Source organism: Chitinophaga sp. ARDCPP14 (genome assembly GCF_051362515.1).
Classification (GTDB): Bacteria; Bacteroidota; Bacteroidia; order Chitinophagales; family Chitinophagaceae; genus Chitinophaga.
In genome coordinates this window covers 223,967-236,828 of the sequence record NZ_JBKIXB010000004.1, presented here as the reverse complement: position 1 = coordinate 236,828, position 12,862 = coordinate 223,967, and the positions used below count along the sequence as shown (strand labels likewise).

At 47.8% G+C, this 12,862-nt stretch carries 12 protein-coding genes; 3 read left to right on the top strand and 9 right to left on the bottom strand.

Features of this window, described 5'->3' with window-relative positions; translation table 11 throughout:
* Positions 1 to 14 precede the first annotated feature (14 nt).
* The 9 genes from ACLHR0_RS13380 to hemA form a co-directional block, all read right to left on the bottom strand.
* Positions 15 to 1,133, bottom strand: coding sequence for an efflux RND transporter periplasmic adaptor subunit (locus ACLHR0_RS13380; protein WP_436487221.1), 1,119 nt, complete (start codon positions 1,131 to 1,133; stop codon positions 15 to 17).
* A gap of 138 nt (positions 1,134 to 1,271) precedes the next feature.
* Positions 1,272 to 1,694 (bottom strand): hypothetical protein, encoded by a 423-nt coding sequence (locus ACLHR0_RS13375; protein ID WP_429063071.1) that lies wholly within the window; start codon positions 1,692 to 1,694, stop codon positions 1,272 to 1,274.
* 154 nt (positions 1,695 to 1,848) lie between these two features.
* The gene (hemL, locus tag ACLHR0_RS13370; RefSeq protein ID WP_370912426.1) at positions 1,849 to 3,135 is read right to left on the bottom strand and encodes a glutamate-1-semialdehyde 2,1-aminomutase; all 1,287 of its coding nucleotides are present in this window, start codon (positions 3,133 to 3,135) and stop codon (positions 1,849 to 1,851) included.
* A 37-nt stretch (positions 3,136 to 3,172) separates the two neighbouring features.
* The gene (gene hemB / locus ACLHR0_RS13365) at positions 3,173 to 4,144 is read right to left on the bottom strand and encodes a porphobilinogen synthase (RefSeq protein ID WP_370912427.1); all 972 of its coding nucleotides are present in this window, start codon (positions 4,142 to 4,144) and stop codon (positions 3,173 to 3,175) included.
* Positions 4,145 to 4,189: 45 nt separating this feature from the next.
* Positions 4,190 to 5,101: an oxygen-dependent coproporphyrinogen oxidase gene (hemF, locus tag ACLHR0_RS13360; protein WP_436487217.1), complete on the bottom strand. Its 912-nt coding sequence runs from the start codon at positions 5,099 to 5,101 to the stop codon at positions 4,190 to 4,192.
* 6 nt (positions 5,102 to 5,107) lie between these two features.
* On the bottom strand, positions 5,108 to 6,136 hold the full coding sequence (gene hemE / locus ACLHR0_RS13355) for a uroporphyrinogen decarboxylase (protein ID WP_436487215.1): 1,029 nt from the start codon (positions 6,134 to 6,136) through the stop codon (positions 5,108 to 5,110).
* Positions 6,133 to 6,873: a uroporphyrinogen-III synthase gene (locus ACLHR0_RS13350; RefSeq protein WP_436487213.1), complete on the bottom strand. Its 741-nt coding sequence runs from the start codon at positions 6,871 to 6,873 to the stop codon at positions 6,133 to 6,135. Before ACLHR0_RS13350 ends, hemE begins: the two co-directional genes overlap by 4 nt.
* Positions 6,863 to 7,783, bottom strand: a complete 921-nt coding sequence (gene hemC, locus ACLHR0_RS13345; protein ID WP_370912430.1) for a hydroxymethylbilane synthase — start codon at positions 7,781 to 7,783, stop codon at positions 6,863 to 6,865. The genes ACLHR0_RS13350 and hemC overlap by 11 nt, the downstream gene beginning before the upstream one ends.
* Before the next feature lie 4 nt (positions 7,784 to 7,787).
* On the bottom strand, positions 7,788 to 9,041 hold the full coding sequence (gene hemA, locus ACLHR0_RS13340; RefSeq protein WP_436487211.1) for a glutamyl-tRNA reductase: 1,254 nt from the start codon (positions 9,039 to 9,041) through the stop codon (positions 7,788 to 7,790).
* Positions 9,042 to 9,269: 228 nt separating this feature from the next.
* Here hemA and hemH point away from each other — a divergent pair, with 228 nt between their 5' ends.
* The 3 genes from hemH to ACLHR0_RS13325 are packed head-to-tail and all read left to right on the top strand — an operon-like array spanning position 9,270 to position 12,860.
* On the top strand, positions 9,270 to 10,313 hold the full coding sequence (gene hemH, locus ACLHR0_RS13335) for a ferrochelatase (RefSeq protein WP_429050822.1): 1,044 nt from the start codon (positions 9,270 to 9,272) through the stop codon (positions 10,311 to 10,313).
* Positions 10,314 to 10,322: 9 nt separating this feature from the next.
* Positions 10,323 to 11,669 carry a protoporphyrinogen oxidase gene (gene hemG / locus ACLHR0_RS13330; protein WP_436487209.1) on the top strand — a complete coding sequence of 449 codons (1,347 nt, stop codon included), beginning with the start codon at positions 10,323 to 10,325 and terminating at the stop codon, positions 11,667 to 11,669.
* 60 nt (positions 11,670 to 11,729) lie between these two features.
* Positions 11,730 to 12,860, top strand: a complete 1,131-nt coding sequence (locus ACLHR0_RS13325) for a Re/Si-specific NAD(P)(+) transhydrogenase subunit alpha (protein ID WP_436487207.1) — start codon at positions 11,730 to 11,732, stop codon at positions 12,858 to 12,860.
* The last annotated feature ends 2 nt before the right edge of the window (positions 12,861 to 12,862 follow it).

The window sequence follows — 12,862 nt, the reverse complement described above, 5'->3', positions numbered from 1 at the left end:
CAAAAGCTGTGTGATTATAAACTGAGTAAACTATCCATGGCAACGCCGCGTGGTGAAATCCGGATACCATCGCGGATGTTGCGCACACCTTCGCACACAATACGTTCTCCGGGCTGAAGTCCGGACTGAACAATATAAAAATGTGCAAAGCGGGCCTGTGGAGTAAAGTTTCTCATTTTCACTTTGTTACTGCCATCTACCACGAACACATAGTTTTTGTCCTGCATTTCGAATACTGCTTTTTGCGGGATGATCACGGCGCTGTCTATTTCAGTGGTAAGACGAACTTTACCGCTGGCGCCATGTTTCAGCAGCTTGGAAGGATTGGGGAACCGGGCGCGGAAGGCAATGGAGCCGGTGTTTTCTTCAAATTCACCTTCTATGGTTTCTATTTTACCGGTATGGTGATAATCGGTGCCATCAGCCAGTACCAGCGCCACCTGGCGGTAGCTGTTGTCGCCTTTGGCCAGCGCTTTATTATACTGGAGGTATTCTGTTTCCGATACGTTGAAGTAAGCATAAATTTCGCGTGTATCCGATACCGTAGTAAGCAGGGAGCCTTCACTGATGAGGCTTCCTTTCTTTAAAGGGATACGGTCGATGATACCATCAAAAGGTGCGCGGATGCTGGTATAAGACAGCCGCATTTCCGCATTGGCGGCGGCAGAGCGGGCTTCTTCTATTTTTGCCTGGGCTGCGGCGAGCTTTGCACTGGCCACTTCCAGTTCGGAGGGCGCTACTACTTTTTTCTCCACCAGTAATTTTACGCGGTCCAGTTCCAGTGCGGCGGCCTTGCTTTCTGCAACCACGCTGCTGAGAACGGCCTTTGCTTTGGCCAGTTCAGCCCGGTATTCCGCGTCATTGATCCCGAAAAGCAGTTGTCCTTTTTTTACTTCCTGTCCTTCGTCAATAAATATTTTATCAAGAAAGCCGTTGACACGAGCGCGTATTTCCACATTTTGTACTGCCTGAATATCTGTTACATAAGAACGGTGCAGTACTGTATCTTTTGTTACCAGTGTGGTAACCGGCAAAACTTTCAGATCCTCTTTGTTGGTGCTTTCTCCTTTGGTGGCGCAACCAGCCATGAAAAGAGCGATCAGCGATGTTAAAATCCCTGTATATTGACGCATAGCAATAAGATATTGATCCCGGCATAACCGGAATAGGTGAATACAACACATCAGGAGGCCATCCGCTATGGTAGCAGAAAAGACAGGCATCTCCCTAAGAAAAATTAAAAATGATTACAATAGAAACTGTGTTGCTATTCAAAAGGGCGTGAACCGGAAGAGAAAGGAATAGTAGGCGGGCCGGAAGGATTTCTGGCTGCCATACTCACCGGTTTTATTTTCAGGAATAAGACTGTATGCAGTATTGTCTGCATCAAGATATACAATGCGGGTGGCAGTACTTACCTGTGGAGCCGCAGCAGAAAGGTACCACCGTGTTTTACGGCGATGCTTGGTGACGTGCCATATTTCAGCACTATCATCATCCGCTTCGAGGTGTACCGGGATTTTATTAACAAGACTTAATAACCGGTCCTGCTCTACCTGTTGTTTGTGAAGATCAGGCAACAGGAAATAATGACGATGTGCCGCAAACGAAGGCAGGACGGCTGTTGCCAGCTGTAAGCACAGCAGGAAGCAGACGAGGGTCCAACGTTTTAATATGTACGTACGATCATTCATTAAACCGCAAAATTAATAGTTTTTAGTTTATTTGAAGATTAGTTTATTGTAAAGGGATTATTTTTTGATAGATGGTAAGGTTGTTTTAAAAATAAAGGGCCGTCTCGTTTTATAGAGACAGCCCTTTCCACTCTGCACAGGATTGAATTGTTAACTATTTTATTGCCTGCATGGCAGATTTAGCGGCAGCAATAGTTTCATCCAGGTCTTCGGTAGTGAGTGCATTACTCATAAACCAGCTTTCGAAAGCGGAAGGCGGCAAATATATACCACGCTCCAGCATGGCATGGAAGAAACGTTTGAATAATTCGTTGTTGGCGGCAGAGGCGGCGGTGAAATCCACAATTGGATACTCCGTGAAATGTGCACTCAGCATTGATCCCATCTGGTTGATGCTATGCACAATGCCGGCAGCGCCAAATGCTTCTTTTAATCCATTCACCAGGTAGCTGGCTTTATCTTCCAGTTGCTGGTAAATAACAGGATTATCGTTCAGCGTTTGCAATAAAGTATAACCGGCAATCATTGCAATCGGATTACCGCTTAATGTGCCTGCCTGGTATACTTTTCCGGCGGGGGCAAGATGTTCCATGATTTCTTTCGGACCGGCCACTGCACCTACCGGCATACCGGCGCCAATGATCTTACCAAAAGTTACGAGGTCGGCCCTGATGCCCAGTAATTCCTGTGCACCGCCACGGGCCAAACGGAAGCCTGTCATTACTTCATCAAAGATGAGCAGGATATTGTTGGCATCGCAAAGCTGGCGGAGCCCTTCCAGGAAGCCCGGCTGCGGAAGGATACAGCCCATGTTGCCGGCTACCGGTTCAATGATAACAGCGGCAATCTGGTTGATGTTATCGGCAATCAGTTGTTCTACTGCAGGTAAATTATTATACGGGGCAGTAAGCGTGTCTTCTGCTACTGCAGTGGTAACGCCTGGCACGGATTGAATGCCCAGGGTGGCTACGCCACTGCCGGCGCTTACCAGGAACGCATCTGCGTGACCGTGGTAGCAACCTTCAAACTTGATAAACTTATTACGGCCGGTATAACCCCTTGCCAGCCTGATGGCTGTCATGCAGGCTTCCGTACCGGAGTTTACCATGCGTATCATATCGATATTAGGCACCATGCCTGTAATCAGTTCTGCGATCTTTGTTTCCAGTTCTGTAGGCGCGCCGAAAGATGTGGAGTAGGTGGCATATTCCTGTATAGCCTTTACTACCGGCTCATATGCGTGGCCAAGGATCATTGGGCCCCAGGAATTGATGTAGTCGATATAACGGTTGCCATCTACATCGTACATATAGGCGCCCTTGGCGCGTTCCATAAATACGGGCGTGCCGCCTACACTTTTAAATGCACGTACGGGAGAGTTAACACCGCCGGGAATTACCTGCTTTGCTTTCCCGAATAACATTTCACTTTTACTGTACATCTGTTTCGTGGTTTATTATTTTACGCAAGATAGGGAATTATGCATTCAGCAGTTTTACCGCATCCTTTGCAAAGTAGGTAGCGATCAGATCCGCGCCTGCGCGTTTCATACTGGTCATAGATTCCATGATGGCCTTGTTTTCATCCAGCCAGCCTCTTTCTGCAGCTGCTTTGATCATGGCGTATTCGCCGCTTACATGATAAGCACTAACTGGTACGGTTACACGATCTTTAATAATGCGCATAATGTCGAGGTAAGCCATAGCAGGTTTTACCATTACTATGTCGGCGCCTTCTTCAATATCCATCAGTGTTTCCCGGATTGCTTCGCGGGAATTAGCATAATCCATCTGGTAGGTTTTCTTATCGCCGAAGCCAGGAGCAGAGTCGAGTGCATCACGGAAAGGACCGTAAAAGCAGGAAGCGTATTTAGCGCTGTAAGCCATGATGCCTGTTTTATCGAAGCCATTTTCTTCGAGGATGTTGCGGATAGCCAGGATGCGGCCGTCCATCATATCGCTGGGCGCTACAAAGTCGGCGCCTGCCTGTGCATGGCTCAGGCTCATGCGTGCCAGTACTTCTACAGTAGGATCATTTACAATTTCTGTTCCTTCCACAATACCATCGTGGCCGTAGGAAGAATAGGGATCCAGGGCAACGTCAGTCATCACCACCATTTCGGGGATGGCGTTTTTAATGCCACGGATGGCGCGCTGCATCAACCCGTTGGGGTTTACTGCTTCGGTGCCTTTATTATCTTTTACGCTGTCGGGCGCCTTTACAAACAGCAGTACACTTTTAATACCCAGGCTCCAGAGTTCCCTGGCTTCTTTAATAGTAAGGTCCAGGGAGTACCTGAAATAACCTGGCATAGAGCTGATCGCGTCCTTCACATTTTCTCCTTCGGTAACAAATAACGGTGCTATAAAATCGCTGGGTGTTAAAATTGTTTCCGCCACCATTGCACGAATAGCGGGAGATACTCTTAATATTCTGTTTCTTCTGATCATCTTTATAAAAATTTTATTGTTTTTATATCGTCGTCTGCCTGCTTGTTATTTTATCCATTCCCTGGGCTTCAGGTATTCTTCCAGCTGCGCTTCCGGGCTGCCGGGTGCAGGATGAAAGTCGTACTCCCAGCGGGCTACCGGTGGTAAGCTCATCAGGATGGATTCTGTACGGCCGTTTGTTTTCAACCCAAACAAAGTTCCCCTGTCATGAACAAGATTAAACTCTACATAACGTCCGCGCCTATACGCCTGCCAGTTTTTATGTGCATCGGTATAAGGCAGGTTTTTTGTTTTCTCTACCAGCGGAAGATATGCTTCGAGGAAGGCATTTCCATTTGCTTTTGAGAAATTCAGGAGTTCTTCTGCGGTTCTTTCCGCGTTGGGACGGAGGTAATCATAAAAGATACCGCCTATTCCACGCGCTTCGTTGTTACGGTGTTTATTGATAAAATATTCGTCGCAGTGTTTTTTATATGCCGGATACAATTCCTTTCCAAAAGGATCACAGACATCTTTAAAGGTACGGTGGAAATGAATACCGTCTTCTTCCTCAAGGTAATAGGGCGTAAGATCCGCACCACCACCAAACCAGCTGTCTTTCAGTGTTCCATCCTGGTCATACAATTCAAAATAGCGGAAGTTCGCATGCACGGTGGGTACAAAAGGGTTCACCGGGTGAAGCACCAGCGAAATACCACATGCCATAAACTGGCTGTTGGTAACGCCGAACTGTTGTGCCATTGCTTCCGGCAATTCGCCATGCACGACCGAAGTATTTACGCCGCCTTTTTCAAATACATTCCCGTTGGCAATCACCCGTGTTTTGCCACCGCCGCCGCCGGGACGCTCCCAGCGGTCTTCCAGGAAAGTAGCTTTGCCGTCTGTTTTTTCCAGCGCGGCACAGATTTTATCCTGCAGGCCATGTATGAATGATATGAAGTTATTTTTGATGCTCATGGTTAATTATCCGTGTGCTTTAACTGTTTCCACAAATGCTTTGGCATGATCAACCGGAACATTTGGTAAGATACCATGCCCCAGGTTGGCAATGTAACGCTGTCTGCCAAAGCCTTTCAGCATTTCCTTTACGGCCTTTTCAATTTCAGGGATGGGCGCCAGCAATTTAGCCGGGTCAAAATTTCCCTGCAGGGTGATGTTGCTGCCGGCAAACTGGCGGGCCAGTTCCGGTTTAATACACCAGTCGATGCCCAGTCCATGCGCGCCGGTAGCGGCCATATCTTCCAGGGCAAACCAGGCGCCTTTTGCAAATACGATAGTCGGACAAACATCCTTCATCGCGGCTACTATCTGGCGGATATATTGTAAAGAGAATACTTCGAAGTCCTGCGGGCTGAGTAATCCACCCCAGGAGTCAAATACCTGTACGGTATCGGCGCCTGCGGACACCTGTGCTTTCAGGTAAGCGATGGTGGTATCGGTGATCATCTGCAACAGCTGGTGTGCTACAGCCGGTTGCTGATAACAGAATGCTTTTGCTTCATCAAACGTTTTGGACCCTTTGCCTTGCACCATGTAGCAGAGTAAGGTCCAGGGAGCGCCACCAAAGCCGATCAGCGGCACCCTGCCATCCAGTGTTTTTTTAGTTAGCTTCAGGGCATCAAATACATAGTGCAATCTTTCCTGTACATCGGGAACGCATAAACGCTGCAGGTCCTGCGCGGTTTTAATGGGAGCGGGCAGGAGTGGTCCTACTTTTTCCACCAGCTGTACTTCCATGCCCATTGCCTGGGGAACTACCAGGATATCGGAAAAGATAATAGCAGCATCAACGCCTACCTGGTCTACCGGCATCACCGTTATTTCCGTTGCCAGCTCCGGGTTTTCGCAGCGTTCAAAGAACGTATATTTATCACGCAGTTTGATATAATCCGGTAAATAGCGACCAGCCTGACGCATCATCCATACCGGTGTGCGGGAAACAGTTTCGCCTTTAAGGGCCTTCAGCAATAAGTCGTTCTTCAATGCGCTCATTCGTAGCAGTTAATGTTGTTAAAATAAAATATAGCAGTTTGCACCATGCTTTCTTCGCTGATATCGGTGCTGATAATAATTTTGTTATCGGTATGTTCCCGCAGTTCGGTGGCAGTTGTTCTGCCGATAGCGAAGCAAACGGTTTTACTGTTTAGCCGGTTGGCCGACAGGTAACTTTTTACCGCACTGGGACTGAAAAATAATATGCCGTCGTAATGGTCCGCTATTACGGCCGGCGCAGGAATATTCTCGTAGATCACGAACTCTTTTACTTCAATACCGGCTTCCTGTAAGGTATCCGGTAATTCGTTTCTCCGGATACTGCCGCAGAAGAAGTTAACGGAAGTTATATCAAGTTGTATAATTATCCTGGCAAGTTCGCTGCCATAGGGCGATTCCGCTAAGATGTTGCAATCAGTGAACACGTTTTCCACTGCTTTCCTCGTGCTGCCGGAGATACAGCAGATATTTGGCTCGCTGATCACATAAAACGTATCATCCTGGTGGAGATAGTATTTATCCAGTATTCTTGCTGCATTGGCACTGGTGAACACATGTACTGTTTCCGGCCGGAACACCTGCAGCAAACGCTCTTCGCCCAGCAGCATTTCATTTTTAAGCGGCTTTATCTGTATAAAATCCTGTACATCTATGTGAATACCACTTTCACCAGCAACAGCCACAGAGCTGTCTGTTAAATGCCTGGTGCTTAATATGCGGTATTTATCATTTTGCATTTCTGATCTGTGCTACAATTTCAGCGCCGCCCTGGGCCATAATATCTTCCGCAGCTTCCTGTCCGAGGTGTTTGGCTTGTTCCAGTGGCACTTCGCGTGAAACAGAGAAGAACCGGGCGCCATCGAGGCTACACAGTTCGCCGTTGAAATGTATGTGATTGTTTTGTATATATGCGTAAGCGCTGATAGGGGTGGTGCATCCGCCCATCAGCGTGCGTAAAAATTCGCGTTCAATATGTGTAGTGAGTGCGGTTTCTGCGTGGTTAAAAGCTGCACAGGCATCCAGGCAAAACTGATCATCTTCCCTGCAAACTGTCACCACTGCACCTTGTGCAGGCGCCGGTAACATCCAGTCGAGATCAATGGAATTGGCAGGACGGACGTTAATTCTTTCCAGTCCGGCTACCGCGAAAATGGCGCCGTCCCAGTTTTCCTCCGCCAGTTTCTTCAGGCGGGTATTTACATTACCCCGCAGGTTATGCAGCTGGTGTTGTGGATATTTCCGCAGCCACTGGGCTTTACGGCGTACACTGCTGGTAGCGATGTTCGCTATATAACCGGGTTGTGAAAGGAAATTTGTATCGTTTTTGTATACCAGCAAATCTTTTACCGGTCCGCGTTGCAGGATAGCGGCATGCACAATTTGTTTCGGCAGTTGTGTGGGAACGTCTTTGAAGGAGTGAACGGCAATGTCTATACGGTTATTGAGCAATGCCAGATCGAGGCTTTTAGTGAAGATACCCTGTACGCCTATTTCATACAGGGGTGTTACCAGGTCTATATCTCCTTCGCTTTTGATAGGTACCAGTTCTGTACGGTAACCTTGTGCGGTGAGCAGATCATTTACCTGGTTTGCCTGCCACAAGGCCAGCTGACTTTCTCTTGTGCCTATCCTGATAACTTTATCCATTTGTTTATTCCTGGTTAACTCCGGTCTCAAAAATATCGTTGATCATGGCGATGTACTGGTCACTTTTGTCTGTTTCCTTGCGTACTTTACCAGCCATGAGATTAATCATTTTTTGTATGATACGGGAAGATACGAGTTCGATATCCTCCATGTTGTAGTGTCCTCCGTTTTTCTGTTGCTGTATTTCGCGGGTATGTATTTCCTGCAGTTTATCTTTTACGGCTTTCAACACTACCGCGTGTTTGCGCATTTTATACCAGTAAAGGAATTCCTCCATATGTTCATCGATGATGGAGATCGCCTTTGGTACTTCTCCCAGCCTGTTTTGCAGGGTTTCGTCCTGTACTTTGGAGAGTTCATCCACATTCACCAGGGTGATATGCGGGAGTTCACCTACTGCAGCTTCTACATTGAAAGGAATGGATAAGTCGACGATGAGTTTGGGAGAAGTGTTGCCAAGGTGTTTGGCCAATACCGTCGGATGCGGGGCATTGGAAGCAACAAGGATCACATCTGCCCGCTGCATTTCGCTGACCATATCTTCGATAGGAGCGTATTTCAGCCCGTGCTGACCGGCGAATTCGGCGGCCACCTGCAGGGTGCGGTTAATAAGGGTTACTTCTTTTACGCCGAGGTATTCGATCATGTTCTTGCAGGTATTGCGGCCAATTTTGCCTACACCCAGCAATACAATCTTTTTATCTTTTATATCAGGACAAATGCGTTCCAGCATCCTTACGGTGGCAAAAGCCACTGATACCGTGCCTTTGCTGAGTCCTGTTTCAGTTTTGATGAGTTTGGAAACCTGTAAAACGCTGTTAACAAGCCTTTCCAGGAAGCTGCCGAGGCTGTGATGCGCTTTGGCAAATTTAGTGGCGTTACGTATCTGACCTATGATTTCGTAGTCGCCGAGGATCTGGGAGTCGAGGCCTGTACCTACCTGGTACAAATGCCTGATAGCTTCTTCTCCCGATTTGGTATAAGCTAATTCTTCCAACTGGCTTCTGTCGCCGTTTGATTCCCTGCAAAGCAAATCCAACAACTGCCCCGGGTTCGCTGCAAATCCGTATACTTCCGTTCTGTTGCATGTAGAGAGCACAAAAAGATCGTCTAATTGCACTACCCTGGCATGCTCCAGGAGTTGTTGATACTGAGCCGGATTGATGGCGTATAATCCCCTGATAGCAGCGTCTGTTTTCTTATAGTTGATGCCAACGATATGAAAATTTGCTATTTCTTTTGAATGACTGACCTGCATGATTTTGTATAAGCTTCCGGTTGCAAAAGTACTTTCATACGTCCCAAACAAAAGGGGTTAGCTGTCATTAGTGTGTCATTTCTACTACTGGTAATCATTACGACGAAAAAATGATTTTTATCAGGTTTTGCCTTTACAAAAGAATGACACTAATCGTGCAGGCTGCGTGGCGACTATAATGCTTTTCGCTTTCGGCTTTTTGCTTACTTTTGCACCAATTTAAAAGAAATGGTATCTAAATCTGATGTTGGAATAGTATTAATGAACCTCGGATCGCCTGATTCTACCGCCGTGCCGGATGTTAAGCGTTATCTGAATGAGTTCCTGATGGACAAGCGTGTAATTGACTATCCGTGGTTGTTCCGCAAGATCTTAATTGAAGGTATCATTGTGCCTAAGCGTGCGGAGCAATCTGCCCGGGCTTATGAATCTATCTGGTGGGAAGAAGGATCACCATTGGTGGCTTTAACAAAGCAGCTGCAGATGGCGGTGCAGAACGACATGGAGATTCCGGTGGAAATAGCTATGCGCTATGGTAATCCGCATCCGCAGGTAGCTTACGACAACCTGCTCAAACAAAATCCTGACCTGAAAGAAGTAGTGCTGTTGCCGTTGTATCCGCATTATGCCATGTCTTCTTATGAAACAGCAGTGGAATACGCACAGGAAATCTACAAAAAGAAAAAATACAAATTCAAGCTATCGGTAGTGCCGCCGTTTTATGATGAACCGGACTATATCCATGCACTTACAGAAAGCATGCGCCCATATCTTCAGCAGGACTATGATTACGTATTATTCAGTTATCATGGGTTACCGGAAAGGCATATGCGCAAAGCTGATCCTACCGGCGCTCATTGTATGAAGGTAAACGACTGCTGTCATGTAAAATCGCCCGCACATGACTACTGCTACCGTCACCAGATTACAGTGACTACTGAGCTGGTAGCGGAAAAGCTGGGACTGCCGCGGGAAAAATGGGGCATCTCTTTCCAGTCGAGGCTGGGCCGTGAAGAGTGGCTGAAGCCCTACACCGCAGGTTTGCTGGAAACATTGCCCGCTGAAGGCAAAAAAAGACTGTTGATCGTGTGTCCTGCTTTTGTATCAGATTGCCTGGAAACGCTGGAGGAGATTGCAGTAGAAGGGAAGCATTCTTTCCTGAACAGCGGCGGTGAATCCTTCACCATGATTCCGTGTTTGAATATTCACCCGTTGTGGGTAAAAGCAGTGGTTAAATATTGCACGCAGATAATCGCAACCGAAGCCGTTTAAATTTAACATATGTCCGATCAACCCGTATTGATTGTCGGCGCCGGCCTGTCCGGGCTGAGCATTGCATATGAATTGCAGAAACTGCAGGTGCCCTACCAGGTACTGGAGGTTTCCGATCATAGCGGGGGCGTAATCAAATCTATACGGGAAGATGGTTTTGAGCTGGATGCAGGCGCCAATACCATTGCAGCCTCTCCTGAATTGCTGCAATACTTTACAGAACTGGGGCTGGACAAGGAAATCCTGACCGCTGCTGCCGCCAGCAAGAACCGCTTCCTGGTAAGAAGAAAACAACTGCATGCAGTTTCTCCCCACCCTTTTAAGATCATGGCTTCCCCGTATCTCAGCCGGAGCAGCAAGTGGCGGCTGTTTACAGAGCGCTTCCGTAAACCGGCAACCGTATCTGGAGAAGAAACCGTCAGTGATTTTGTAACAAGAAGATTTAATAAAGAGATTGCTGAATATGTTTTTGATCCGGTATTATCAGGCATTTATGCCGGTAATCCCGATCTGATGAGCGTAGCGGAAGTATTACCTGCCCTCCCGCGGTGGGAGCGGGAATACGGCAGCGTAACGAAAGGACTGATGAAAGATAAAGGCGCTATGGGTGGCCGGAAAATTATCAGCTTTAAAGGCGGCAACCAGCTGCTCACAAACCGTTTACAACAGTTGCTCACTACCCCTGTACGCTTTAATTGCAACGTAACCGGCATCACGGCTGCCAATGGCGGGTACATTGTGAGTGCTGTGGAGAACGGTGTTTCGGAAAGTTATGCTGCTTCAAAAGTTGTACTGACCACTCCCGCATACAGCACCGCAGAAACCATCACCCAACTTGATGCGGCCACCGCCGCCTTATTAAACAACATTCATTATCCCCGCATGGGCGTGCTGCACCTGGGCTTCGACGCTGCTGCGCTGCCACAGCCGCTGGAAGGCTTTGGTTTCCTGGTGCCGAATGCAGAAAATATGCATTTCCTCGGTGCTATCTGCAACTCTGCTATCTTCCCGGATAAGGCGCCTGCAGGAAAAATCCTGTTTACGGTATTCCTGGGAGGAGCGAGGCAGGAGCGCCTGTTTGACCAGATGGCTCCGGAAGCCTTGCAACAGCAGGTGGTTTCGGAAGTACAGACTTTACTGCACCTGTCGGCTCCGCCGGTGATGCAGCGGTTCAGCACCTGGAATAAGGCTATCCCGCAGTTGAATGTTGGTCATGTTAAGTTGCGGAATGCCGTAACAGACTTTGAAAAAAAATATCCAGGTATTCATATTGCAGGAAACTACCTGCAAGGCGTAGCCATCCCGGCTTTACTGCAACATGCGGCTGCTTTGGCCGCTTCGCTGAAGAAAAATTAAACAGAAAAATAGTTCGTTGTTGCCGTTTTTTCTTTAAATTCCATTATAAATTTCCACCAGATGATTGCAGGAATTTTAAAAGAAAAAAACGGCGAAACCAGGGTGTCTCTTGTCCCTGAAGTAGTAAAGCAACTGCAGCAAATGTCGGTAACCGTGTGGGTGGAGCAGGGAGCCGGCGACAATGCTTTTTATAACGACGACGCCTATATGCAGGCGGGTGCGGAAATAAAAACAGCTGCGGACATTCTCACCGGGGCAGATATCATCTTTACGCTGCAGCCTCCGTCAAAAGAAATAACAGACCAGATCCCTTCCGGGAAAATTATCGCGGGTATTCTGCAACCGCTGTACCGTGTAAACGAAGTGGAGCACTGGGCTTCCCGTAACATCACCGCATTCAGCCTGGATACCATCCCCCGCACCACCCGTGCGCAGGTAATGGATGTGCTTAGTTCCCAGGCCAATATAGCCGGTTATAAGGCGGTATTGCTGGCTGCGTATAGCTATTCCCGTTACTTTCCCATGTTCATGACTGCAGCAGGCAGTATTGCTCCCGCTAAAGTATTGATATTAGGCGCCGGGGTAGCTGGTTTGCAGGCTATTGCCACTGCCCGCCGTTTAGGCGCTGTAGTGGAAGTATTTGACACCAGGCCTGCGGTAAAAGAAGAAGTGATGAGCCTGGGTGCCAAATTTGTGGAAGTGGAAGGAGCGGCAGATGCTTCCTCCGCCGGCGGCTATGCGGTAGAACAAAGCGAAACCTATAAGCAGCAGCAACAACAACGTATTGCGGAGAGCATTGCGAAAGCAGATATTGTGATCACCACTGCGCAGATTCCGGGTAAAGCCGCACCTGTGCTGGTAAGCAGTGAAATGCTGGATCGCATGCGTGCAGGTTCTGTGATCGTAGATCTTGCCGCCGCTACGGGTGGTAACACCGGCGTTACAAAGAACAATGAAACCGTGCAGTACAAAGGAGTTACCATCATCGGGAATTCCAACCTGCCTGCCACTATGCCGGCGGATGCCAGCAAGCTATATGCAAAGAATCTATTCAATTTCCTGAAACTGATATTAACAAAAGAGGGAGCGTTGCACCTGAACTTTGAAGATGATATTGTGAAAGGCGCCTGTATTACGCACAACGGTGAAATTGTGAATGACCGTGTGAAAAACCTGATGCAGCCAGCTTAGTA